The 24,487-nt window shown below is 66.8% G+C and carries 23 protein-coding genes, 2 tRNA genes and 1 pseudogene; 14 read left to right on the plus strand and 12 right to left on the minus strand.

The genetic code is table 11. From position 1 onward, the window contains the following. Window positions 1-20: 20 nt before the first annotated feature. Window positions 21-1,055: pseudogene (locus AC1AYX_RS08315) on the plus strand (ATP-binding cassette domain-containing protein); the annotation flags it as partial. 13 nt (window positions 1,056-1,068) lie between these two features. Here AC1AYX_RS08315 and AC1AYX_RS08320 read toward each other — a convergent pair. Further along, window positions 1,069-2,274 carry an ROK family protein gene (locus tag AC1AYX_RS08320; RefSeq protein WP_476503037.1) on the minus strand — a complete coding sequence of 402 codons (1,206 nt, stop codon included), beginning with the start codon at window positions 2,272-2,274 and terminating at the stop codon, window positions 1,069-1,071. Window positions 2,275-2,481: 207 nt separating this feature from the next. On the opposite strand from AC1AYX_RS08320, the gene AC1AYX_RS08325 reads away from it, so the two are divergent. After that, window positions 2,482-3,159 carry a nucleoside/nucleotide kinase family protein gene (locus AC1AYX_RS08325; RefSeq protein WP_476503038.1) on the plus strand — a complete coding sequence of 226 codons (678 nt, stop codon included), beginning with the start codon at window positions 2,482-2,484 and terminating at the stop codon, window positions 3,157-3,159. Window positions 3,160-3,198: 39 nt separating this feature from the next. Here the strand turns inward: AC1AYX_RS08325 and AC1AYX_RS08330 are convergent, their stop codons facing one another. From AC1AYX_RS08330 to coaD, 9 genes are all read right to left on the minus strand, one after another. Beyond that, window positions 3,199-3,633 (minus strand): PIN domain-containing protein, encoded by a 435-nt coding sequence (locus AC1AYX_RS08330; RefSeq protein ID WP_476503039.1) that lies wholly within the window; start codon window positions 3,631-3,633, stop codon window positions 3,199-3,201. Continuing rightward, a complete protein-coding gene (locus AC1AYX_RS08335; RefSeq protein ID WP_476503040.1) occupies window positions 3,614-3,952 on the minus strand; it encodes a FitA-like ribbon-helix-helix domain-containing protein in 339 nt (112 codons plus the stop codon). The genes AC1AYX_RS08330 and AC1AYX_RS08335 overlap by 20 nt, the downstream gene beginning before the upstream one ends. Before the next feature lie 186 nt (window positions 3,953-4,138). Then, the gene (gene ilvN, locus AC1AYX_RS08340) at window positions 4,139-4,696 is read right to left on the minus strand and encodes an acetolactate synthase small subunit (protein ID WP_476503041.1); all 558 of its coding nucleotides are present in this window, start codon (window positions 4,694-4,696) and stop codon (window positions 4,139-4,141) included. Window position 4,697: 1 nt separating this feature from the next. Further along, window positions 4,698-6,677 carry an acetolactate synthase large subunit gene (locus tag AC1AYX_RS08345; protein WP_476503042.1) on the minus strand — a complete coding sequence of 660 codons (1,980 nt, stop codon included), beginning with the start codon at window positions 6,675-6,677 and terminating at the stop codon, window positions 4,698-4,700. Window positions 6,678-6,894: 217 nt separating this feature from the next. Next, entirely contained in the window at window positions 6,895-7,617 is a 723-nt protein-coding gene (gene rnc, locus AC1AYX_RS08350; RefSeq protein WP_101621811.1) for a ribonuclease III, read from the minus strand. A gap of 179 nt (window positions 7,618-7,796) precedes the next feature. Then, a complete protein-coding gene (rpmF, locus tag AC1AYX_RS08355) occupies window positions 7,797-7,991 on the minus strand; it encodes a 50S ribosomal protein L32 (protein ID WP_476503043.1) in 195 nt (64 codons plus the stop codon). Window positions 7,992-8,087: 96 nt separating this feature from the next. After that, complete coding sequence (locus tag AC1AYX_RS08360; RefSeq protein WP_476503044.1) at window positions 8,088-8,699, minus strand: YceD family protein; 612 nt, start codon at window positions 8,697-8,699, stop codon at window positions 8,088-8,090. A 79-nt stretch (window positions 8,700-8,778) separates the two neighbouring features. Further along, window positions 8,779-9,636, minus strand: a complete 858-nt coding sequence (locus tag AC1AYX_RS08365; protein WP_476503076.1) for an ATP synthase subunit B family protein — start codon at window positions 9,634-9,636, stop codon at window positions 8,779-8,781. Window positions 9,637-9,850: 214 nt separating this feature from the next. After that, a complete protein-coding gene (gene coaD, locus AC1AYX_RS08370) occupies window positions 9,851-10,366 on the minus strand; it encodes a pantetheine-phosphate adenylyltransferase (protein ID WP_476503045.1) in 516 nt (171 codons plus the stop codon). A 187-nt stretch (window positions 10,367-10,553) separates the two neighbouring features. Between coaD and AC1AYX_RS08375 the strand changes: the two genes are divergently transcribed. Continuing rightward, window positions 10,554-10,880, plus strand: a complete 327-nt coding sequence (locus tag AC1AYX_RS08375; protein ID WP_476503046.1) for a DUF3039 domain-containing protein — start codon at window positions 10,554-10,556, stop codon at window positions 10,878-10,880. A 230-nt stretch (window positions 10,881-11,110) separates the two neighbouring features. Here AC1AYX_RS08375 and AC1AYX_RS08380 read toward each other — a convergent pair whose 3' ends face one another. Beyond that, on the minus strand, window positions 11,111-12,121 hold the full coding sequence (locus AC1AYX_RS08380) for an aldo/keto reductase (RefSeq protein ID WP_476503047.1): 1,011 nt from the start codon (window positions 12,119-12,121) through the stop codon (window positions 11,111-11,113). Window positions 12,122-12,280: 159 nt separating this feature from the next. Between AC1AYX_RS08380 and AC1AYX_RS08385 the strand changes: the two genes are divergently transcribed. Then, window positions 12,281-12,712: a MerR family transcriptional regulator gene (locus AC1AYX_RS08385; RefSeq protein ID WP_476503048.1), complete on the plus strand. Its 432-nt coding sequence runs from the start codon at window positions 12,281-12,283 to the stop codon at window positions 12,710-12,712. A gap of 152 nt (window positions 12,713-12,864) precedes the next feature. Here AC1AYX_RS08385 and AC1AYX_RS08390 read toward each other — a convergent pair whose 3' ends face one another. Beyond that, window positions 12,865-14,184 (minus strand): nicotinate phosphoribosyltransferase, encoded by a 1,320-nt coding sequence (locus AC1AYX_RS08390; RefSeq protein ID WP_476503049.1) that lies wholly within the window; start codon window positions 14,182-14,184, stop codon window positions 12,865-12,867. Window positions 14,185-14,487: 303 nt separating this feature from the next. Here AC1AYX_RS08390 and AC1AYX_RS08395 point away from each other — a divergent pair, with 303 nt between their 5' ends. The 10 genes from AC1AYX_RS08395 (at window position 14,488) to AC1AYX_RS08440 (ending at window position 24,475) form a co-directional block, all read left to right on the plus strand. Beyond that, window positions 14,488-15,114 carry a Pr6Pr family membrane protein gene (locus AC1AYX_RS08395; protein ID WP_476503050.1) on the plus strand — a complete coding sequence of 209 codons (627 nt, stop codon included), beginning with the start codon at window positions 14,488-14,490 and terminating at the stop codon, window positions 15,112-15,114. A 58-nt stretch (window positions 15,115-15,172) separates the two neighbouring features. Beyond that, window positions 15,173-15,937, plus strand: coding sequence for a ribonuclease PH (rph, locus tag AC1AYX_RS08400; protein ID WP_476503051.1), 765 nt, complete (start codon window positions 15,173-15,175; stop codon window positions 15,935-15,937). Between the two features lie 45 nt (window positions 15,938-15,982). Beyond that, window positions 15,983-16,705 carry a non-canonical purine NTP pyrophosphatase gene (locus AC1AYX_RS08405; RefSeq protein WP_476503052.1) on the plus strand — a complete coding sequence of 241 codons (723 nt, stop codon included), beginning with the start codon at window positions 15,983-15,985 and terminating at the stop codon, window positions 16,703-16,705. 99 nt (window positions 16,706-16,804) lie between these two features. Continuing rightward, window positions 16,805-16,880, plus strand: a tRNA-Thr gene (locus tag AC1AYX_RS08410). Window positions 16,881-16,980: 100 nt separating this feature from the next. Then, window positions 16,981-17,061, plus strand: a tRNA-Leu gene (locus AC1AYX_RS08415). Between the two features lie 60 nt (window positions 17,062-17,121). Next, entirely contained in the window at window positions 17,122-18,123 is a 1,002-nt protein-coding gene (locus tag AC1AYX_RS08420; RefSeq protein WP_476503053.1) for an AEC family transporter, read from the plus strand. 200 nt (window positions 18,124-18,323) lie between these two features. Beyond that, window positions 18,324-20,024: a glucose-6-phosphate isomerase gene (pgi, locus tag AC1AYX_RS08425; protein WP_476503054.1), complete on the plus strand. Its 1,701-nt coding sequence runs from the start codon at window positions 18,324-18,326 to the stop codon at window positions 20,022-20,024. A gap of 158 nt (window positions 20,025-20,182) precedes the next feature. After that, entirely contained in the window at window positions 20,183-21,025 is an 843-nt protein-coding gene (locus AC1AYX_RS08430; RefSeq protein ID WP_476503055.1) for a hypothetical protein, read from the plus strand. A 164-nt stretch (window positions 21,026-21,189) separates the two neighbouring features. Then, on the plus strand, window positions 21,190-23,376 hold the full coding sequence (locus AC1AYX_RS08435; protein WP_476503056.1) for a S8 family serine peptidase: 2,187 nt from the start codon (window positions 21,190-21,192) through the stop codon (window positions 23,374-23,376). A gap of 175 nt (window positions 23,377-23,551) precedes the next feature. Then, on the plus strand, window positions 23,552-24,475 hold the full coding sequence (locus tag AC1AYX_RS08440) for a DUF362 domain-containing protein (RefSeq protein WP_476503057.1): 924 nt from the start codon (window positions 23,552-23,554) through the stop codon (window positions 24,473-24,475). Window positions 24,476-24,487: the final 12 nt, after the last annotated feature.

Raw genomic sequence — 24,487 nt, forward strand, 5'->3', positions numbered from 1 at the left:
CCGACGGTTCCGGCGACGGCACGTCCGCCGCGCGCAAGGTGACCGTCTCCGGCCGTGAGATCCTCGACGACGTGACATGGCTCATCGGCCCCGGCGACCGTTTCGGCATCGTCGGCGCGAACGGCGCCGGCAAGTCCACGCTGCTCAAGCTCATCGACGGCACGCTCACGCCGACCGTGGGCCGCGTGAACATCGGCAAGACCGTGCGTTTCGCCGTGCTCTCGCAGCGTCTCGACGAACTGGAGAAGCTCGGCAAGTACAAGATCAAGGAAGTGCTGTCGCGCTACAAGCCGAGCTACATCGTCGACGGCAAGGAGGTCACGCCCGGCCAGCTCATGGAGCGTCTCGGCTTCGAGTCGGCGCAGCTGATGACCCCGATCCGTGACCTGTCCGGCGGTCAGAAGCGCCGTATGCAGCTGCTGCTCATCCTGCTCGACGAGCCGAACGTGCTCATCATGGACGAGCCCGGCAACGATCTCGACACCGACATGCTCGCCGTGATGGAGGACCTGCTCGACACGTGGCCGGGCACGCTCATCGTCGTCTCCCACGACCGCTACCTGCTCGAACGCGTCACCGACCAGCAGTTCGCGCTGATCGGCGGCAAGGTGCGCCATCTGCCCGGCGGCGTGCAGGACTACCTCGACATGGTCGAGAGCCTGAAGAACGGCAAGGGGCTGCCCGAGGACACGCCCGGTTTCGCCGGCACCGGCGGCAAGAGCGGACGGAAGAGCACCTCTTCCTCCCCCTTGCAGGGGGAGGTGTCGCCACGCGACGGAGGGGGTAGCGCCGTCGAGGGAGCCGAGGACGCAGCCGCCGCCCCGAAGCTCACCGGCAAGGCGTTCCACGAGGCTTCGAAGCGCGTGGCCGCCATCGAACGCAAGCTCGCCAAGCTGGAGGAGAGCAAGTCCGAGCTCGAAGCGCAGATGGCCGCGCACGATCCGAGTGATTACGAGGGGCTCAACAAGCTCAACGAGCAATTGCAGGCCGTCACCGACGAATCCGACGCGCTTGAAACCGAATGGATGGAACTCTCCGAACAGCTCGAACAGTAGTCGGGGCGGGCGGTCAGTCTCGGGCGAGCCTCCGCAGAAACTCCGCGGACGTCAATCCCTGGTCGATGGCCGCGTAGGCCAATCCGACGATGCCCGCCCGCGCCTCGTCGTCGCAGGATTCGATGCGCAGCGGCGCGGCGGCAAGCGGCTGCGCGCGGGCCCATACGCGCTCGCGCACACCGCTCATCAGCAGTTCGCCGCAATGGGACAGCTCCCCACCGACCACGATGCACGACGGATTGAGCATGTTGACGCAGGCGGAGACCACATCGCCGATCAGACGTCCCGCCTGACGGACCAGCCGCACCGTCTCGACATCGCCATGCGCGGCGAGATCGACCACGTCCGCCAGTGTGCGCGCCGGTTCGCCGGCATCCTGCAGCGCCTCCAATACGGCCCAGCCGCCCGCGGTGGCCTCCACGCAGCCGAGATTGCCGCATCGGCATGGGCTTTCCGCGCCGGTCGCGCCGAACACGTGGATGTGGCCGATATCGCCTGCGCCGCCGAACGCGCCGTGCATGATCTCGCCGTTCGAGACGATGCCCGCACCCAATCCCATACCCGCGTGGATGTACAGCAGGTCGGCGACCATGCGCTCGCCGTCGGCGGCCATCCGGTGCGCCTTGCACAGGGCGCGCACGTTGGCGTCGTTCTCGACGAACGCCGGCACGTGGTAGCGCGCGGAGAAGTGGTCGCGCAGATTATGGTTCTCCCAGTGGCGCATCACCGGCGCCTGGATGATGTTGCCGGTGGCGGTCTCGACGCGTGTGGTCACGGCGATGGAGCCCGCGCACAGACGATACGGGCCGGTGGCGCCGTCATCGCCGGTGTCGGCCAGCAGCGCGTCCGCCGCCGTCTCGATCAGATCGAGCGCATGCTCCGGTTCGTCCTCGGCGCCGGTCCCGATGGTCCGGACCGCGGTCGGCACGCCGGCGAGATCGCACAGGGCGATCGTGGTGACCGTGGTGGCGATGTCGATGGCGAGGATGACCGCGCATGACGGATCGAACGTGAATCCCTGTGCCGGGCGTCCGCCGGTTCGGCTGGGCATGGAGAGTGGTCGGACGATGCCGATCGATTCCAATTCCTCGATGCGTCTGTTCACGGTCGGACGCGCCCATCCGGTCGCCGCGCCGATCTCGCTGCGCGTCATCGGGCCTCGCGTGCGCAGTTGGGTGAGGAGTTCGACGGCGCCGTCACCGAGTTCGGGTTGTTCCACGGGCTTATTCATATCAGTTAGCATAGCGCATCACTGTATTGACAATATCTTCACAATAATTGCTTCTATTTTGTATAGCACTATACAAAACTATGGTACATTTATGTACTACAAGGAGAGCAATGGAAGGCGGTGAAGCTTCCGGGGCACTCCAAGGCAAACACATGCGGATGCCGCAACCCGCACATTCCACAGGAGGAAACGACGATGACTGTCCATATCGCAGATTTCGAAGAAGCCAAGTCCCGCGTCGCCCAGCTGCTCGCAACCCATGAGCGCGTGATCCTCGGCATCGTGGGCGCGCCGGGCGCCGGCAAGTCCACGCTCGCGCAGCTCCTCGCCGAGGCGTTCGCAGAAGGCGTGCCCGGCGGCGATGCCGAGCCGAAGGACCATTTCGCCGCATGGGTGCCGATGGACGGCTACCATCTGGCCGACGTCGAACTCAGGCGTCTGGGCCGTCTGGAGCGCAAGGGCGCGATTGACACGTTCGACGCGCGTGGCTACCGCTCCCTGCTGCGCCGCATCCACGAGGGCGAGGACGGCGTCATCTACGCCCCGATGTTCGAGCGTGACCTGGAGCAGCCGCTCGCCGGTGCGATTCCCGTGTTCCCGTGGACGCGCCTCGTCGTCACCGAAGGCAACTACCTGCTCGATGAGGCCGACGCGTGGCAGGACGTGCGCGCGGCCATGACCGAGGTCTGGTACGTCGACGTCGACGACGAGCTGCGCCGCGAGCGACTCGTCGAACGCCATATCAGGTTCGGCAAGACTCCGGAGCGGGCGCGCACGTGGGTCATGGAGGTCGACGAGGTCAACGCCCGCCGCATCGCCGCCTGCCGCGACCGCGCCGACGCGACCGTCTCCCTGCCGCCGCTCGACCTGTGAGCGGACGGGGCGGTGTGGTGCGCCGCCGGTGCCCGCGCGCTACCGGCGGCCGTGCTCCCACGGATTGACGAGTGTGACCCCGGTGCCCTCGAAATCCTTGACGTTGCGCGTCGCCACGGCCGCGCCGTGCGCCCGCGCAATCGCCGCGATCATCGCGTCCTGCATGCCTATGGGGTGCCCTGATGCCCGTCGTGTGGCGACGATGGCGGCGTAATATGATGCGGCTGCGGTATCGAAAGGCAGTGTCCGCTGCCGGAAGTTGTCGATGATCGCCGACGTGGTCTGTTTGAGTGTCTCCTTCCTGCGTGATTCCGGCAGCAGGGCGATGCCATACAGCAGCTCGGCGATGGTGATACTTGTGGTGTGAAGGGTCTGAAGGCGTTGTGATATGACCCAATCGCGGACGTTGACGTTCATGGGACTTCTGCTGGTGACTTCGCTGATGACGTTGGTGTCAAGGACGGTGATCATCATCGTCCCCGCAATCGTCATCGTCGTCTCCAAGGCCGAGGTCTACGGAACGTGGCCCGAAATCGTAGGTATTGCGCGGCGGGCACAGCTCCTCGTCCGGTCCGAGGCCTTCGCCATCGAGCAGACGCTGCATTTCCGCCACGAGATCGGCGGAGGTGGTGATGCGGTGCGCCAGATACTCGGTGGTGCAGTCCTCCAGCAGCGAACGCACCTCCGCCTCCATCGAGCGGTTGTTGTCCTTCGCCATCTTCTTCAGCGTGGCCAGACAGTCCGCGGGCACCTTGCGGACTGTGATGGTGCCGGTCGCCTCGCTCGTGCTCATCGTCGCCTCCTCGCCGTTTCGTCATGGCAGCCCCTCGTGCTGTCATGATGCAGTCATATATGCAAGCACAATGCTAGCAGATGAATGCCAAGGAAAAGGGGGTTTGGGAATGTCTCGCGACACTCCCAAACCCCCTATGTCCCCTATGCGTGGGTCACCCAATCGGCGGCAGGCCGATGACTGAACTCAGCGGCCGGTGATCTCCGAGCCGAGGACCTTCTCGCTCAGCGCCTTCGGGCCGCGGGTCACGGCGACCGCGCCGGAGCGGACCAGTTCGATCACGCCGTAATGCTCCAGCAGGCCCAGCAACGCGTCGATCTTGCCTTCTGCACCGGTCGCCTCGATGGTGAGCGACTCCGGGTTCACGTCGACGACGCGCACGCGGAACAGGCGCACGATCTCGAGCACGTCGGAACGGTTGGACTCGTCGGCGGCCACCTTGATGAGCACGAGCTCGCGCTCCACCGTGGTGTTCGGTTCGAGTTCGACGATCTTCAGCACGTGCAGCAGCTTGTTGAGCTGCTTGATGATCTGCTCGAGCGGCACGGCCTCCACGTCGGCCGTGACGGTCACGCGCGAGATGTCCGGGCGCTCGGTGGGGGAGACGGACAGCGAGTTGATGTTGAACGCGCGGCGAGCGAAAAGCCCCGCGATGCGCGCCAGCACGCCCGGTCGGTTCTCGACCAGCACGGACAGCGTATGGCGTTCGGAACCGGGCTTGGAAGCAGGATAGTTCGCGGGCATGTCAGTTCTCCTTTCCATCCGACGCGGCGGCGGTCGCGGTATCGGCGCCGGCGGCGGCCTCGCGGGCCTCCTCGGCGGCGTTCACGTACGCGTCGCCCTCGGTGTCGTCCAGCAGGGGCTTGACGCCCGGCTTGTACGTCACCTCGTCGTTCGACGCGCCGGCGGCGACCATCGGCCACACCATCGCGTCCTTCCACACGCGGAAGTCGATGAGCACCGGACGGTCGTCGATTGCGTTCGCCTTCTCGATGGCCTCGCGGGCCTCCTCCTCGGTGAACACGCGGAACGCGACGCAGCCGTAGGCCTCGGCCAGCTTCACGAAGTCCGGCACCTCGAGCGGCAGCTCGCCGGCGGCAGCCTGCGCGTCGCCCTCGGCGCCGTGCGCCTCGCCGTCGAGCAGGTTCGTCTGCGAGTAGTGGTGGTCGTAGAACAGGGTCTGCCACTGGCGGACCATGCCGTACACGGAGTTGTTGAGCAGCGCGATCTTCACCGGCGTGCGCGCGAAGAACGCGGCCGCCAGCTCCTCGCTGGTCATCTGGAACGAGCCGTCGCCGTCGATGAGCCACACCGGCTTCCTGCCGTCGAACTCGCGGGCCGAGCCCACGGACGCGCCGATCGCGGCCGGCAGGCCGTAGCCCATCGTGCCGAGGCCGCCGGAGGAGATCCACGACTTCGGGTTCTCGAAGTCGATGAACTGGGACGCCCACATCTGGTGCTGGCCCACGCCGGTCACCCAGATCGTGGACGGGGCGGCCATGTCGGAGAGGGTCTTGACGACCCACTGCGGGGCGAGCGAGCCGTCGGTCGGTTCGTCCCACGTCATCGGGTACTGCTTGCGCCAGTAGGCGATGCGGTCCCACCACGGCTTGTGGTTCGGCTTCGGCGTGATTGCCTGCGCGCGTTCGATCTCCGGGATGAGGTCGTCGAGCACGGTCGCCACGTCGCCGACGATCGGCACGTCCGGCGTGCGGTTCTTGCCGATCTCCGCCGGATCGATGTCGATGTGGATGACGCGCGCGCCGGGCGCGAACGCGTCGAGCTTGCCGGTCACGCGGTCGTCGAAGCGTGCGCCGATCGCGACGAGCAGGTCGCAGCGCTGCACGGCGCCGGTGGCCGCCACCGTGCCGTGCATGCCGAGCATGCCGAGGTTGTGCGGGTCGGAGTCGGGCACGATGCCGCGTGCCGGCAGCGTGGTGACGATCGGGGAGTCGGTGAGTTCCGCGAGACGCTTCACCTGCGCGCCGGCGTTGGAGCGCATCGCGCCGCCGCCGACGTACAGCACCGGGCGGTACGACTGGTTGAACAGCTTCGCCGCGTCGGACAGCACGCGGCCGTGCGCCTTCGTCGTCGGGTTGTAGCCGGGCAGGATCATGCGCTGCGGCCACGAGTAATACATGTCGCCGACCTGCGCGGTCTTCGTGAGGTCCACGACGACCGGGCCGGGGCGGCCGGTGGCGGCCACGTGGAACGCCTCGGCGAGCACGCGCGGGATGTCCTGCGCGCGGGTGACGAGGTACGAGTGCTTGGAGACCGGGTAGGTCATGCCGACGATGTCGGCCTCCTGGAACGCGTCGGTGCCGATCGCGTTGACGCCCACCTGGCCGGTGATGACGACCATCGGCACGGAGTCCATGTTCGCATCGGCGATGGCGGTGACCACGTTCGTGGCACCCGGACCGGACGTGACGATGCACACGCCCACCTTGCCGGTGGCGATCGCGTAGCCTTCCGCGGCGTGGCCGGCGGCCTGCTCGTGGCGCATCAGGATGAACCGGAACTTCAGGTCGTCGTTGATCTGATGGTAGACGGGCAGGATGGCCCCGCCCGGGATGCCGAACACGTCGGTGACGCCGAGATCCTCCAGCGAACGGACCAGCGCCTGCGCGCCGGTCATCTTCTCACCGTCGACGATGGTCTGCTTGTCGCTCACGGGCGTTTTGGGCACGCCGCTGAAAGCCTGCAAAGGCGTGGGTAAAGCCATAATCCCTCTCACACTTCACTTACTGGTCCATGGCCGCCCTTCTCCGGGCGTGTGACCCGAACCGCAGGCGGCCCCGTTGCATGGAAAGCCGGGTCGTGGCCGGCTTTCGCGCGTGTTACCAGTCTATGCGTTCCGTGGATGTTTGCGAGACATGGCCCAATGGGCGGAACGCGCGTCGCCCCGGACGCGTGTGTTCCGCGCGTCCGAGGCGACGGAATCAGTCGGACAGCTTGTGCCAGGCGATCTCCGCCGCGGCCAGCTGCGCCTTGCGCTTGCTGGAGCCGCGCGCGGTGCCGAGCACCGTCTCGTCGTCGCCGAGCGTGACGCGCGCGGTGAACACCTGCGCGTATTCCGGTCCGGAGACGGACATGTGGTAGACGGGCTCCGGTCTGCCGAGCTCGTGCGCCTTCACCGTCAGCGAGGTCTTCCAGTCGAGCGCCGGGCCTTCGGTCGCGACCTCGGCGAGCGTATCGTCGACGAGACGGTGCACGACCTCGCGCGCGCCGTCGATGCCGTGTTCGACGAACGTCGCGCCAATCAGCGATTCGACGATGTCGCACAGGATCGAGCTCTTCGAGGCGCCGCCCTGCGCCGCCTCGCCGCGGCCGAGCAGGATGTACGGCTCGACGTGCAGCTTGGTGCGGGCGATCGCGCTCAGCGCCTCCTCGCTCACCGCCTTGGCCCTCATCTTCGCCAACTGGCCTTCGGTCATGTCCGGGTGGACACGGAAGAGGGTCTCGGTGGCGACGAGTTCGAGCACGGCGTCGCCGAGGAACTCGAGACGCTCGTAGTGCTTGACGCCGGGGTGCTCGTGCGCGAAGGAACGGTGGGTGAGCGCCTGCACGAGCAGGTCGGGGCTGATCGTCGTGCCCAGACGCTCCAGCAGTTCGTTCGCCGCGTCGGACGGGCCGGCGGTGCGGGTGGATGTGGTTTCGGTCATCATATGCTCCTTGATGTCCTTGGGGATTTCGCTGTCCTTCAGGCCGTTTGCGGACGGCCGCATGAAAACGGCCGCATGAAAACGGCCGCATGAAAACGGCGTGCAGCTATGCGAAAGCCCCGCCACCCGTCGATGGCAGGGCTTTCTTCATGCCGTTATTCGTGGCTATGCCGCGATGATCACTTGGCGTGACCGGGGCGGATGGCCTCACGGTAGATGCGGCCGCGGAAGGAACCGCAGCTCGGGCAGGCCATGTGCGGCAGGGCCGGCTCGCCGCAGTTCGGGCAAGTCACGGTCGCCGTAGCGGTCGCCTTCCAGTTCGCGCGACGCGAGTGCGTGTTGGCGCGCGAGGTCTTGTACTTAGGCAGTGCCATTTCAGTATCCTCTGTTTCGTTCGAACATTGAGCTTAAGCGTTCAGTACTGTAACGCACCGCCTGTACAAAGACGGTGCGCACGCCGCCGCGTGTCGTCACTCGCCTTGTCCGTCGGCCTCCAGCTGCGCCTTCAGCGCGGCGAGTCCGGCGAAGCGGATGTCGGTGGTCTCGTGGTGGTGGTCCGGGTGCTCGTTCAGGTCGACGCCGCACTGCGAGCACAGGCCCTTGCAGTCCTCGCGGCACAGCGGCTGCAGCGGCAGCTTCTCGACGAGCGTGTCGCGCAGCAGCGCCTCGAGATCGGCGAACGCTCCGCCCTGGAGCAGCGGGTACGTGTCCTCCGACTCCTCCTCGCCGGCGATGATATCCACCTCGCCCTTGCCGTCGTCGCGGCCGCGGTTCGCGTCGCGCTCGGATTCGTAGGGGAAGAACGCGGTCACGTCCACGCCCCAGTCGCGCCTGATCGGCTTGAGGCAGCGCGTGCACTCGGCGTGCACGGGCGCGGTGACGCGCGCGGTGAGGATGAGGCCGTCGACGATCGAGTCGAACGAGCCGGCGACGTGCACCGGCGCGCCCTCCTCGACGCCGATCACCTCGTCGCCGATGCCGCTCGGCGCGGGGAAGTCGGCGTCGACGGCCTTCGACTGGCCGGCGCGCGACGCGACCTGCGCGACGGAAACGGCCCACGGGGAATCTTCGGGACGGGACATGGTCCAAGCCTTTCTTTCGGTGTGTCTGTGTCTGTTGACGTGTTTGTTGACGTTCGGTCTGTCCGGGAGCATCCGCCGGTCAGCGCGACTCGGGGTAGTCGCTGATGTCGAGGTGCGGCATCTGCTCGCCCGCCGACTTGCGGCGCTCGTAGAGCACGTTGAGCCCGGCGTCCACGTCGCCGCTCATCTTCGCGAGCTGGGATCGCAGCGACTCCATCACCTTCGTCGAGTACTCGTCGGCGCCGCGCGTGAGCCGGTCGGCCTTCGTCTGCGCCGTGTTGAGGATCGTGCGCGCCTTCTGCCGCGCGATCTCGGTGACGTTCTCCTGCCCGGCGAGGAACTGCGCCTGCTCGTTCGCCTCCTTGACGATGTCGGCGGCACGGCTCTGCGCGGAGGCGACGATCGCGTTCGCCTGCGTCTGCGCGCCCTCCAGCCGGCGTTCCGCCTCGCGCATGAGCGCGGAGGCGCGTTCCAGCTGCACCGGGAGCATCTTCTTCAGGTCGCTCAGCTGACCGGCGAACTCGGCGCGGTCGATCTTCACCTGGTCGGGGAAGAAGATGCTGCCCTTCGCCTCCTCCAGCACGGCCTCCAGCCGGTCGATGATGTCGTAGACGGTGGTGAACTCGTCGCGGCTGGCGTCGATGTCGTCGTCATCGTCGTCGCCCTCGCGCAGGTCGGGCAGCGGGAACGGCGACTTGAGCACGCGTTCGTCGTCGCCCGCGTCGCTCCCGTCGCCGGCGGAACCGTCCGCACCGTCGCCGTCCGCCGGAATCGTCGGCGCGGCGACGGTGGCGGAGCCGGGCGCGGCCTGCGTCGCGCCTTCCGGCGGCGCCGGGACGGCCGCCGGAGCGGGTGACGGGACAGGCGACGGCGCGGGAGGCGCGAGCGTGGCCTCGCCTGCCGCGCCCGCATCGGACGGTGCCGGCGGCGCGATCATCGGCTCGAACGTCACGGGTGCGGAGCCGCCGTCGCCCGCCGGCGCGGGCGCGGCAGGCTGCGCCGTGAGGTCCACATAGCCTTCCGGACGCGCCTCGGCGCCGTCCGCGCCCTCCTGGTTGTCGTCTTGCGTTGCATCGGTCATGATGCGTTCCTTTCCTTCGACGCGCTTCCCGCGCGCCCACGATTGTCGGCGGCCGTCGCGTGCGCGGCCGTCACGCCCCGGCGCGTGCCTTGCGCGCGGCCGCCTCCCGCGACAGCGCCTCGGTGAGCATCGGCACCACGCAGTCGGGCACCATGCCGGTCACGTCGCCGCCGTGACGCGCCACGTCCTTGACGATGGAGCTGGAGATGTGCTCGAGCACCGGGTCGGCGGGAAGGAAGACGGTCTCCACGTCGCCGATCTTGCGGTTCACGAGCGCCATGCCGAGTTCCGCCTCGTAGTCGCCGTTCTGCCGCAGTCCCTTCACGATTACGGTGGCACCCACCTGACGACAATAGTCGGTGATGAGGCCGTCCGTGGAGGCGACGACGACGTTCGCGCAGCCGTCTTTGGCGAGGGCGCGGCGGATGATGTCGACACGGGTCTCGGTGGGGAACATCGGCGTCTTCGCCGCGTTCACCGCCACCACCACATGCACTTCCTCGAAGAAGCGCGCACTGCGTTCGATTACGTCAAGATGTCCGGCGGTCACGGGGTCGTACGAGCCGGGGCACACTGCTATGGTCATGGTTCACTAGCCTACCGCGTCGCGCCGCCAGCGTGCGGGAGGGCGCGACGATGCGGATGCGGCGGCGGTGGGCGTGTGCGACGGCGGCGGTTATGCGCGATGACGTCCATGCGCGATGACGGCAACTATGATGGTGGGCAGTATATAAGCCCGACATAAGCCCAAAATGGCCATGCAGGAGGTCGCCATGATGAACGATGATCTGAACGATGACAGGATTCCCGCCGCATTCCTCGACGCGGACACGTCGTCGCCGCTGTCCGACCCGGATGCCGGCACCGGCACCGCGGTGCTTGAACGCCCGGAGGAGAAGGAGGAGACCAGCCGCTCCGACGACGGCGACGCGGACCGTTTCGCGCACTACGTCTCGCGCGACCGCATCGCCGAATCGCAGATGACCGGCCGCCCGGTGGTCGCGCTGTGCGGCAAGGTGTGGGTGCCCAAGCACGACCCGTCCAAGTACCCGGTCTGCCCCGACTGCAAGCGCATCTATGACGAGATGCGCGGCTGGTGAGACGGCCTGGGAATTGAATCGGCCTTCGGCCGATACGATTCATTTGTGGCCTTCCGGCCGCAGTCTCTCCCCCACCCGGCTTCGCCGGGAGCCCCCTCGTCAGAGGGGGCCGGAAAGCCTCCCTCTGACGAGGGAGGTGTCAGCCGAAGGCTGACGGAGGGAGAGAAGTCCGCGGCTGGAAGGCCGCGAAAACATCGTATCGGCCGAAGGCCGATTCCTTTTCCTTGCGGCTATCGCAGCGAGATCTCGTCGATCTTGGCGAGTTCCTCGTCGCTGAACGTGGTGTTCTTGAGCGCGCCGATGTTGTCGAGGATCTGCTGCGGCTTCGAGGCGCCGGCGAGCACGGAGGTGACGACGCCGTCGTGCAGCAGCCAGGCGAGGCTCATCTCGGCGAGCGTCTGGCCGCGGGCGATCGCGATGTCGTTGAGCTCGCGGATTTGCTGGAGGCGTTCCGGGGTGAGCGCGGAGTCCTTGAGGAAGCGCGGGTCGAGGGCGATGCGGCTGTCGGCCGGCACGCCGTCGAGGTAGCGGTTCGTGAGCAGGCCCTGCGCGAGCGGCGAGAAGGTGATGAGTCCCTTGCCGAGGCGCTTGGCCGTGTCTTTGAGTCCGTTCCGCTCGATCGTGCGGTCGAAGATGTTGTAGCGGTTCTGGTTGATGACGAACGGCACGTGCAGTTCGTCAAGGATTGCCGCCGCCTTCTCCATCGTCGGGCCGTCGTAGTTGGACAGGCCGACGTACAGCGCCTTGCCGGAGTTCACGATCTGGGCGAGCGCGCCCATCGTCTCCTCGAGCGGGGTGTCCGGGTCCGGGCGGTGGTGGTAGAAGATGTCCACGTAGTCGAGGCCGAGGCGGGTCAGGGACTGGTCGAGCGAGGCGATGAGGTACTTGCGCGAGCCGTGGTCGCCGTAGGGGCCCGTCCACATCTCGTAGCCGGCCTTCGTGGAGACGATGAGCTCGTCGCGGTGGGCCTTGAAGTACTTGTTCAGCAGCAGCCCGCAGTTCTTCTCGGCCTGGCCGGGTTCGGGGCCGTAGTTGTTGGCCAGGTCGAAGTGCGTGATGCCGTTGTCGAACGCGGTGAACACGAGCTGCTTCATATGCTCGAACGACGTCAGGTCGCCGAAGTTGTGCCAGAATCCGAGCGAGACGGCCGGCAGTTTGAGGCCGGAGGCCCCGCAACGGTTGTAGGTCATGTGGTCGTAGCGGTCTTCGGCCGGCGTGTAGGTGGTGGTCGCTTCCAGCATCGATGCTCCTTGCGTGTGTTTCCGTGAATGTTCCGTGGTTACGCAATCATCGTCGCAATTCAAGTAGACTTGAACGCAAGTCGGCGTCCGCGGCGTGTCGCGCGACGGCGCGGCGCCGCGATGACGCGCGACGGCGAAAACGGAAAGGAACGGGACGACATGGCGACGTACACGATTCGCGAGGTGGCGGAACGCTTCCACATGCAGACCTCCACGCTGAGGTACTACGAGGACCAGGGGCTGCTCACGAACGTGGGGCGTGACGCGGCCGGACGCCGCGAATACGAGGAGTGCCACATCAACCGGCTGCGCGCCATCTGCTGCTTCAAGAACGCGGGCATGACCATCGAGGACCTGAAACGGTTCTTCGCCTACGAACAGGACGAGCCGGCGCATATCGACGAAATCCTCGACCTGCTCGAATCGCGCCGGAAGACGCTCGACGAGCAGCGGCGTGCGCTCGACGAGGCCGCGATGCACGTGCAGCGCAAACTGCACTACTACGGCGACATCAAGCGCGCGCTCGACGCGGGGGAGGGGTTGCCCGACTGGAAGGACTACAAGACCCGCGTCTACACCATCGACTGCTGAGCCGGTCCGGTTCTACAGGACTGAGTCGCCGTTCTACAGAACGGTGATCTCAGTAGCTGAGCCGTGAAACGGACACCCCGGTGGGGTGTCCGTAGGCGAAGTGAGCGATTGCGCTATAGGCAATCGCGAAGGATTCCTACCGAGTCGCGGTTCTACAGAACCGTGATCTCAGTCGGAATCACCGGGTCGCCGCGCATGAGGCTCTGGGCGGCGATGGGAAGTTCGGCGAGGGCCTTCGCGCGGTATTCGTGCGCGTTGACGATCGCGTCGTGGCCCTGCCACTGGTGGTCGATCTCGCCGTGGTCGACGAACGGCACGAGCAGGTCCTTCCACCCTTCCTCCGGCGTGAACGCGGCGAGCTGGTCCTCGGAGCCGGAGACCACGTGCTCCACGTCGGCGAGATTGTACTCGTAGGAGCGGTAGGCGAGCTTCCTGCCCGGCACGGTCGCCTTGTTCTTCGACTTCTTCGCGACCGTCTGCATCGTGCCGTCCGCGCCCTCGCGTTCGGTGAGCTTGTACACCATCGCGCAGGTGGGCGCACCCGAACCGGTGACGAGCATCGTGCCCACGCCGTACGAGTCGACCGGCGCGGTCTGGAGCGCGGCGAGCGCGTACTCGTCGAGGTCGTTGGTGACGGTGATCTTCGTGTTCGTCGCCCCCAGCGCGTCCAGCTGGTTGCGCACGCGCTGCGCCATCAGGGCGAGGTCGCCCGAGTCGATGCGCACGCCGCCGAGCTCCGGTCCGGCCACTTCGACGGCCGTCTTCACGGCCTCCTCGATGTTGTACGTGTCGACGAGCAGCGTCGTGTTCTTGCCGAGCGCGGCGATCTGCGATTCGAACGCCTGACGCTCGTTGTCGTGCACGAGTGTGAAGCAGTGGGCGGCGGTGCCGATCGCCTTGAGCCCGTACATCTGGGCGGCGAGCAGGTTCGCCGTGCCCTTGAATCCGCCGACCACGGCGGCGCGGGCGGCGGCCACGGCCGACCATTCGTTCGTGCGGCGTCCGCCCATGTCCATGCACGGGCGGTCCTTCGCGGCGGAGACCATGCGGGAGGCGGCGGAGGCGACCGCCGAATCGTAGTTGAGGATGGACAGCACGAGCGTCTCCAGCAGCGTGCATTCGCCGAACGTGCCCTCGATCTCCAGGATCGGCGAGTTCGGGAAGAACATCTCGCCTTCGCGGTAGCCCTTGATCGAGCCGGAGAAGTGGAAGTCCTCCAGCCACTTGATGGTCTCGGGGCTCACCACGTGCCGGTCGGCGAGGAAGCGCAGGTCCTCGTCGTCGAGATGGAAGCGCTCGAGCGCGTCGAGGATGCGGCCGGTGCCGGCGACCACGCCGTAGCGGCGGCCGACGGGCAGGTGGCGGGTGAACACCTCGAACACGCACTTGCGGTTCGCGGTGCCGTCCTTGAGGCACGCGTCCAGCATCGTGTACTCGTACATGTCGGTCATCAACGCCGGTGAATAATCCATGTTCTCTCCTTTGCCCGTTGGGGTACCGCTGTTCTCGTTGTTTTCGTTGCCAACCAGCCTACTCGCCGTCGCCCACGGTGCGCCAGTCCCCGCCCAGGTCCCGCCCAGGTCCCCGCCTAGGGCCGCCAACCTCCCATGGTGCGGTAAACGCTCATGGTGCGGTAGGCGATTTTCGTTGGAAAATGGCGGATTCGTGAAACCGCACCATGGGAGATTTACCGCACCATGGGAGTGGGCGGGGTAGGGGTGAAGGAGGCGGGGTGAGGGATGGGCGGGAAAGGACGGCCGCGTACACTGGGGGATATGAGATTCTTCGCGGGATTGTGGCGGCTGGCGATCGCCGGCATGTGCTTCGTCGGCACCTACGAGGCGTGGCATAGGCCCGAATACTGGACATACTTCACGTTCCAGACCGGATTCGCGCTCGGATTCGTGATGCTGTGGGCCGGCGCGGCCACGATCCTGAAGGGCATCCAGCCGCCCGCCTGGCTGAAGGGGTGCCTCACCCTGTACGCGATCGTCACCGCCGTGGTCGCGTTCCTGCTCATGCCGCCCGACGACCCCGCCTACGTGCCGCAGGTGCTCGGATTGATGACGAACACGTGGCTGCACCGCGTCGCGCCGATCATGGCGGTCGTCGACTTCGTGCTCTTCGACCCGCATCGCCGGTTCCAGTGGCACTACATGTTCTCGTGGCTCATCTACTTTCCCGCGTACCTCGCGTTCGTGCTCGTGCGCGCCGCCATGTTCCCCACATCGGGCCCGGCGGCCGGCGGCAGCCCGTACCCGTACGCGTTCATCGACCCGACCGCGCTCGGATGGCCGCAGTTCGGCGTCAACTGCGGCAAACTCGCCCTAGGGTTCCTTGCGTTGAGCCTCATCGTGTTCGTCGTCGACCGCATCCTGCCTGAGCGGCAGCTGCTCGGCTGAAAGCGGACGGTCCTCGGGAGACGAGCCCGTTCCGGCCAAGTGGGGTAGGCTGGGCATCATGGTTGAAATCACAGACATGCTGGGCAATCGCTCCATCACCCGTCAGGACGGACGCAAGGTCGACGAACTGCGTCCCGTGCGCATCACCCGCCACTTCACCGACGCGCCGGAGGGCTCCGTGCTCATCGAATGCGGCAACACGCGCGTCATGTGCACCGCCACGTTCACCCCGGGCGTGCCCCGCTGGCGCAAGGACTCCGGACTCGGCTGGGTGACCGCCGAATACGCGATGCTGCCGCGCGCCACCAAGGAGCGCACCGACCGCGAGTCCGTCAAAGGCAAGATCGGCGGCCGCACGCACGAGATCAGCCGCCTCATCGGCCGTTGCCTGAGGGGCGTCATCGACATGAAGGCGCTCGGCGAGAACCAGATCCAGCTCGACTGCGACGTGCTCCAGGCCGACGGCGGCACGCGCACCGCATCCGTGACCGGCGCGTACGTCGCGCTCGTCGACGCCCTGAACTGGGCGGAACGCAACCACCACATCAAGTCCGCCGACAAGGCGATCAGGGACGTCGTCTCCGCCGTCTCCGTCGGCGTCATCAACGGCACGCCGATGCTCGACCTGCCGTACGTGGAGGACAGCCAGGCCATGACCGACATGAACGTCGCCATGACCGGCCACGGCGAGTTCATCGAGCTGCAGGGCACCGCCGAACACCGCCCGTTCACGCGCGCCGAACTCGGCACGCTGCTCGATCTCGCCGAAAAGGGCAATAAGGAGCTGCAGGCCGCCCAGCGCGCCGCGCTCGCCCTCGACTGAGACGATCCGACGAACCGACCAGACCCACCGAACGAAGGAACCAGCATGAAACTCGTGGTAGCCACGCACAACGAAGGCAAACTCGTGGAGATCCGCCGCATCCTCGCCGAGGATCTGGGCGACGACGCGGCGCAGGTGGAGCTCGTCTCCGCTGGCTCGCTGCACCTGCCCGACCCGGTCGAGACCGGCGTCACCTTCCAGGAGAACGCGCTGCTCAAGGCCCGCGACGTGGCCCGCCGCACCGGACTGCCCGCCATCGCCGACGACTCCGGCCTCATCGTCGACGTGATGGGCGCCGCCCCCGGCATCCTCTCCGCGCGCTGGGCCGGCGCGCACGGCCACGACAAGGCCAACAACGCGCTCCTGCTCGCCCAGATCGAGGACGTCCCGGACGACAAGCGCACCGCGCGCTTCCGTTGCGCCGCCGCGCTCGTCGTGCCCGGCGACGCGGTGGACGCGACCGGCGGCGACGCCGTGGCCGCCGGGGACGCGGCCGCGCTCGCCGCCCATCACGAGATCGTCTCCGAGACGGTCGAGGTGGGGGAGATGCCCGGACGCATCATCCGCAAGGCCCGCGGCGAGCATGGCTTCGGCTACGACCCGATCTTCGTGCCCGACGACCAGCCGGGACGCACCAGCGACGACCCCGACCATGAGGGCGAGCCGCTGACCAGTGCCGAGATGACGCCGGCCGAGAAGAACGCGATTTCCCACCGCGGCAAGGCGTTGAAGGCGCTCGTGCCGGCCATCGAGGCGCTGCTGCGGTAGCGCGGGGATGCGGCGCGCGACACGCCGGGTTGCGTTTTGCGCGACGGCCCCTATACTTTTTCTCTTGTGCATGGGTAGCGAATGCTTCCCAAGCGCAAAGCCACTTTAGCTCAGTCGGTAGAGCGGCTCACTCGTAATGAGCAGGTCGTCAGTTCGATTCTGACAAGTGGCTCCACCACCCGGATTCGGTTCGCCGAATCCGGGTTTTTCGTTTCCCCGTCGTCTTCCGGCACCGTGCTCCGTTTTCCCAGCCGACTGATAGATTGTCTTCTTGCGCGCGAGTGGCGTAATGGTAGCCGCGCAGGATTTAGGTTCCTGTGTCTTCGGACGTGTGGGTTCGAGTCCCATCTCGCGCACGAAATCCCCGGGCCCCGTCCAATCCGTCGCTCGCACGGCCTCGGGGTGGGGAGGGAACCATGACGGCGATACTCGGCCCGGCCTCGCTGCTGCTCATCATCTTGGCCGGATACCTGTTCAAGCGCTTCGGGCTGTTCGGCGCGAAGGACTACCGCGTCATCCAGACGGCCGAGTTCAACGTCGTGCTGCCGGGCGCCATCGTCTACTCGTTCGCCACGAACCCGCACGACGTGAGCTACCTGTGGATCAGCGTGTTCGCGTTCTTCTGCGCGCTCATCCCGCCCGTCCTCATCTACCTGACCACGCGCCGGCGCAACGTGACCGACCGCGCGTTCCTCATGCTCAACGGCGCCGGCTTCAACCTCGGCTGCTTCTGCTTCCCGGTCGTCACCTCGTTCTGGGGTGCGGGCGCGGTGGTGCCGGCCGCCATGTTCGACATCGGCAACTGCATCATGGTCGCGGCCGGCACGAACGTGATGACCCAGCAGCTGCTGCACATCCAGCCGGGCAAGACGCTCGCCGAACAGCATGCGGGCAGCGCGCCCACCCTGCCGTACGAGAAGCCGAAGGACCGGGACGCGAGGCGACTCGCCCGGCGTGCCTTCGCCAAGAACGTGTTCAAGAGCTTCTTCGGCTCCGTGCCGTTCGACACCTACATGCTGATGATCGTGCTCATGGTCGCGCACGTCCAGATCCCCGGCTGGATCGCGACCGTCATGCAGCCGTTGAGCGGCGCGAACGCGTTCTGCTCGATGTTCATGGTCGGCATGCTCATGGACCTGCCGCGTGACCGGCATGACGTCAAGGAGGTGCTGGCCGTGGTCGCCTGGCGCCTGCCGTTCGCCGTCGCGTTCGCGGCGGTCGCCTGGTTCCTGCTGCCGTTCACCGCGGAGATCCGCGCGGTGCTGGTGATCTGCGTGCTCGCGCCGATCGCGATCTTCTCCACGCTGTTCACTGACAAGGTGCTCGGCAACGCGAAGCTCGCCGGCTTCTCGCTCGCGTTCACCGCGATCATCGCCCTCGTGATGATGGCCGTCGCCCACGCGCTGATGGGCGTGTGACGTCCCGCCGCGCGTTCCGCCGCGTCCCGTCTCCACCGTTCCGTTCACCGCTACGTCGCCGGCGCGTAGCCGCGTGTTCTTTTTGTGTTCTTGTGTCCGCTTTTGTGAGTATTCTGTTGCGTGATACGGAACGGTAGGCGGACCGAGATGCAAGCGGCCCGCACGCCGTCTCCAATCAATGATGAAAGGAATGGAATCCTATGGCCATCAATCCGCCCGTTGACGCCACCACCACCCCGGCGTGGGTCGCCCTGCAGAAGCACTACGACGAGCTTCAGGCCGAGGGCATCAGCCTCAAGAAGTGGTTCGCCGAAGACTCCGACCGTGTCAAGGAGCTGAGCTTCGACGCCGGCGACCTGCACTTCGACCTGTCCAAGAACCTCATCAAGCCGGAGACCCTCCAGCTGTTCGTCCACCTCGCCAAGGAAGTCAAGCTCGGCGAGCGCATCAAGGCCATGTACAGCGGCGTCCACATCAACAACACCGAGGACCGCGCCGTCCTGCACACCGCGCTGCGCCGCCCGGTCGAGGACGAGGGCAAGTACATCGTCGACGGCCAGGACACCGTCAAGGACGTGCGCGAGACCCTCGACAAGATCTACGCCTTCGCCGACGACGTGCGTTCCGGCAAGTGGACCGGCGTGACCGGCCGCAAGATCGAGACCGTCGTCAACATCGGCATCGGCGGCTCCGACCTGGGCCCCGTCATGGCGTACGAGGCGCTCAAGCCGTACGCGGACGCCGGCATCTCCGCCCGCTACATCTCCAACATCGACCCGAACGACCTGGCCGAGAAGACCAAGGGCCTCGATCCGGAGACCACCCTGTTCATCATCGTCTCCAAGACCTTCACCACGCTGGAGACCCTGACCAACGCCCGCGAGGCCCGCACCTGGCTGCTCGAGGAGCTGGTCGCCAACGGCGCCATCTCCGACAACGACGAGGCCCAGAAGGCCGAGGCCATCAAGAAGCACTTCGTCGCCGTCTCCACCAACCTGGAGAAGGTCGAGGAGTTCGGCATCGACCCGGCCAACGCGTTCGGCTTCTGGAACTGGGTCGGCGGCCGCTACTCCGTCGACTCCGCCGTCGGCACCTCCCTGGCCGTCGTCTTCGGCCCGGCCCGCTTCGAGGAGTTCCTGCACGGCTTCCACGAGATCGACGAGTACTTCGCCAACACGCCGTTCGAGAAGAACGTCGTCGTGCTGCTCGGCATGCTCAACGTCTGGTACCGCAACTTCTTCAAGGCCGCCTCCCACGCCGTGCTGCCGTACGACCAGTACCTGCACCGCTTCCCGGCCTACCTGCAGCAGCTCACCATGGAGTCCAACGGCAAGTCCGTGCGCTGGGACGGCACCCCCGTCACCACCGAGACCGGCGAGATCTTCTGGGGTGAGCCGGGCACCAACGGCCAGCACGCCTTCTACCAGCTGATCCACCAGGGCACCCAGCTCATCCCGGCCGACTTCATCGCGTTCGTCAACACGCCGAACCCGACCAAGGACGGCGACCAGGACGTGCACGAGCTGTTCCTCGGCAACTACTTCGCGCAGACCAAGGCGCTCGCGTTCGGCAAGACCGCCGACGAGGTGCGCGCCGAGGGCACGCCGGAGGAGATCGTCCCGGCCCGCGTGTTCACCGGCAACCGTCCGACCACCTCCATCTTCGGCGTGGCCCTGACCCCGTTCGCGCTCGGCGAGCTCATCGCCCTGTACGAGCACATCACCTTCGTCGAGGGCACCGTGTGGGGCCTCGACTCCTACGACCAGTGGGGCGTCGAGCTCGGCAAGCAGCTCGCCAAGCAGATCACCCCGGCGATCTCCAAGGACGACGAGGCCCTCGCCGCCCAGGACGCCTCCACGAAGTCCCTGATCGAGTTCTACCGCAAGAACCGCGAGTTCTGATTCCGTGAACCCGATTCCGGCGAAGCCGGGCGGGGACGGGGCCGATGAGACATCGGTCCCGAATCGGAACGCATGATGATGCCCGGCGTCGAAGAGGCGCCGGGCATCATCCGTATACGACGAAAGCGCCATCGGCGCCAAGGAGAGACAGGAGATACATGGTGGCAAGCAATTCGCAGAGGAAACGCAAGGCCGCACGCCGCAATGCGCGGGGCGGCCGCGCCGACGCATCGCAGACGCGCGAACGCCGCGAACGGCCGCGCTCCGGCGCGCCGGAACCGGCACGGCGCGCCGGTGGCGGCCGGGACGGGCGTAACGGTCGGCCCGGCTTCGGCATGACCGTGCACGGCGAGTTCACCGTCGTCATCACCCAGCTCGTCGCCTATGCGCTGTTCTTCGGCATCGTCTATACGCTCGGCGTGCTGACTCCCGGCGGCATCATGGGTTCCGGCATGCTCGCCATGTCCGCCACGATGCTGCTCATCGTCGGCTGGCCGTTCGGCGGCGACGATTCGCAGGCCGTGTTCGGGCGCGCCGTGGCCGCCGCCACGTTCGTGGTCTCCGCGATCGTCGTGCTTCCCAGCGAGTTCTACACGGACGTGACCTACATCCGTTGGGCCGCGTATCTGGCGATCGCAGCCGCGCTCGTCGTCGCCGCGTCGTTCCTGTGGAACAACCTCCAGCGGGGCAAGGGCAGGGACGACGGCTACACGCGCGTCGGCATCACCGCCGGGTTCACCACGCTGTGCGGTGCCTCGTGGATTTTCCTGCCCGCCATGTACTCGGACATGTCGAAGCCCGAGGCCGCGTCCTCCGTCGGATGGACGGTGTTCATCGTGCTCGTCGTGGCGGCCGTCGTGCTGCTGCGCGTCTCCACGAAACGCTGGAACGCGCTGGAGAAGCCGGGTGCGTACTCGTGGCTCGGCATGGGCATGGTGCCGGTCATGTGGTTCGGACTGGCCGTGTTCCTCGCCTCCTGCGCCACCAACTGGCTGCTGTGAGCGCCGGGCGTCCGGCCGGTCGGAGCCTTCCGATTCCACGATGCGGTCGTTCCGCCGCATCGTAACACGACTTTCATAGAGTGCCTCTTGTCATCGCGGATCGCGTCCACATACGTGGGGCGGTCCGCTTGTGCGTTATGCACGGATTGGAAGAGAGGAAAGTCATGCAGCACTTTGCGCTGACCAGGAAGTTCGCGACCGCATGCGCCGCGTTCGCCATGGCGCTGTCGTGCGGCGCCATGGGCGTCGCCTCCACGGCGCACGCCGCCGACGCGACCCCGGTGTACTCGCCGGTCGAGCAGTCCGATGCGGCCCGCAACTACGCGGTGAACCTGCCCGAAGGCTCCGGCGAGGCCCAGATCAAGGCCGCCGTCGCCGAGGCGGAGGGTATGGGCGACGTCGTGGCGCTGGCCCAGTACCCGCAGTTCGGCACGTTCTTCGTGCAGGCCAAGTCGAAGAGCTTCGCCAAGGATTATGCCGAGAAGGCCACCGCCGACGGCATCGCCATCGACTCGGTCGGCACCACCCGCCAGGCGCGGGTGACCGGCAACGAGGACGTGGTCGACAAGGGCGCCGCCAAGGATGGCGCGAGCACGTTCTCGCTGAACCGCATGGACGCGAACAGCCAGTTCGCCAAGGAGGAGTCGCTGCAGAACGACCCGTACACCACCGCCGACAAGGCATGGGGCGTGCTTGCGCTCGGCGCGGACAAGGCCAACGAGACGCTGAAGGCCAAGGGCGTCTCGCTCGCGCCCGTGACCGTCGGCGTCATCGACTCCGGCGTCGACTACCGCCATGCCGACTTCAAGAACACCGACGGCACCAGCCAGATCGATGATTCGCTCTCCGTGGACTGCTCCACGAACGGCATCGCCACGCAGGCGACCAAGGCGAACGGCGACAAGCCGTGGATGCCGACCGCCAGCTCGCACGGCACGCACGTGGCCGGCACCATCGCGGCCGCCTCCAACGGCATCGGCGTCGACGGCGTCGTCCCGACCGTCAAGATCGCGGCCATCAAGGCCATGAACGACGGCGGCTTCCTGTACCCGGAGTACGTGACCTGCGGCTTCGCCTGGTCCGCGGACAAGGGCATCGACGTGACGAACAACAGCTACTACTCCGATCCGTGGGAGTACTGGGTGCCGTCCGATCCGACGCAGACCGCCGGCTACGAGGCCGTGCGCCGCGCCGTCGCCTACGCCACGTCCAAGGGTGTGACCAACGTCGCCGCCGCCGGCAACTCCGACCAGAACCTCGACGACCCGTCCCCCGACAACGGCAGCCCGAACGACGTCGAAGGCGATCCGGACGGCAAGACCATCATCAAGAACCGTGACGTGAAGAACGGCGTCGACATCCCGGCGTCCCTGCCCGGCGTCGTGACCGTCTCCGCGGTCGGCGAGACCGATTGGGGCAAGCTCGGCAGCTACTCGCGCGCCTCCTTCTCCAACTACGGCAAGAACAGCATCGACGTGGCCGCTCCGGGCGTGAATATTGCCTCGACCGTCGACCCCGATCTCGACAAGGCCAACTACGCCTACTACAGCGGCACCTCGATGGCGTCCCCGCACGCGGCCGGCGTCGCCGCCCTCATCAAGGGCGTCCACCCCGACTACACGCCCGCCCAGGTGCTCGACCTCATGAAGAAGCAGGCCAAGGAGAACTACGGCCAGCTCGCCGACCCGTCCGCGGACGCCGGCAAGGAGTACCGCGGCGCCGGACTGGTGAACGCGCTCTCCGTCGTCACCGAGGACCAGCCGGAGCCGAACGTCTCCGACTCCTCCGTGGAATACTCCACCGACGGCGGCACGACGTGGAACCCGCTCGAGAACGCGACCGTCAAGGGCAAGGCCACCATCCGCGCCACCGCCACCGGCGCCGTGCAGGCCTTGAAGATCGAGACCGCCGGACAGTCCAAGACTGTGACCGCCGAGAAGAAGACCTACGGCAACACGCTGACCGCCAGCGTGGACGTCGACTTCGGCACCGTGGCCGCGAAGGCCAGGTCCGCTTCGACGGACGGACAGGCCGTCACCGTCACGGTGACCGATCTCGACGGCAAGACCACATCGCCGCTGTCCGTGTCCTACTCCTCCGCCCCGGCGGATGCCGAACCGGAACCCGAGCCGACCCCGAACCCCGGCACCGGCAGTGGTTCCGACATCACCGGACAGTCCGGAGCGACGTCCGGGAACGGCGCGGCCGACTCCGGCAAGGGCGAGACGAACGCCTCCGCCGCCAAGCCGACGCTGTCGAGCACCGGCAGCACGGTCGCCGGCATCGCCGGCGTCGCGCTCCTGCTCGCGGCCGTCGCGACCGCGCTCGCCGTGCGCCGCAAGCGCGCGTGAGATGCGTATGACCGCGGACCGGTCATACGCGACAAGGCGTAGGCCATGAACCCGATGCCCGACATCCCCACGGATGCCGGGCATCGTTCTTTTGCCGGGGTGAGGGAACGAGTTCACGCGGACGAAGTATCCTTGGAAACGGGAAACCGACCGTCCGGCAGCAAGGAGGCACCACATGACGGAGACGACGCCCAGAACACCCGGAACCTACGAGACCGACTATCCGATGGCGGCCAAAGTCTACTTCACGCGCGACATCAGCCCGGCCGGGCTGATGCGCGTCTACGAGGCGCTCGGCGCGAAACCGCAGGGCAAGGTGGCCGTCAAACTCAGCTCCGGCGAAGGAGGCAACACGCACTACCTGCAGCCGGCGCTCATCAAGGACCTCGTGCAGCGGCTCGACGGCACCATCGTCGAATGCAACACCGCGTACGCGGGCACCCGCGACACCACCGAACACCATTGGAAGACCATCAAAGAGCACGGATTCCTCGACATCGCCCCCTGCGACATCCAGGACGAGGACGGCGAGATCGAAATCCCCGTGGAAGGCGGCAGGCGCATCACCGCCGACATCGTCGGCTCCCACTTCCCGAACTACGACTACTACGCCGTGCTCTCGCACTTCAAAGGCCACATGATGGGCGGCTTCGGCGGCGCGCTCAAGAACATCTCCATCGGCATGGCCTCCTCGCGAGGCAAGAAACGCCTCCACTCCGGGCAGGACGAGATTCTCGCCAACCCGTTCAGCGGCGACCAGGACGCGTTCCTCGAGGCGATGGCCGAAGCCGCCACCGCCGTGTTCAACACGCTCAAAGGCGAGATGTGCTTCATCAACGTGATGAACAACCTGTCCGTCGACTGCGACTGCGACGGCAATCCGCACGCGCCCGTCATGGCGGACATCGGCATCTGCGCCTCGCTCGACCCGGTCGCCGTCGACCAGGCGTGCGTCGACATGGTGTACGTCTCGCACGACAACAAGGAGCCGCTGATCGAGCGCATCGAATCGCGCCACGGCATCCACACCATCGAACACGCCGTCGAAATGGGCCTCGGCAGCCGCGAATACCAGCTCATCGACCTCGATTTGCGCTGAATCGAAAGGAAA

It is taken from the genome of Bifidobacterium sp. LH_419, from assembly GCF_056356955.1.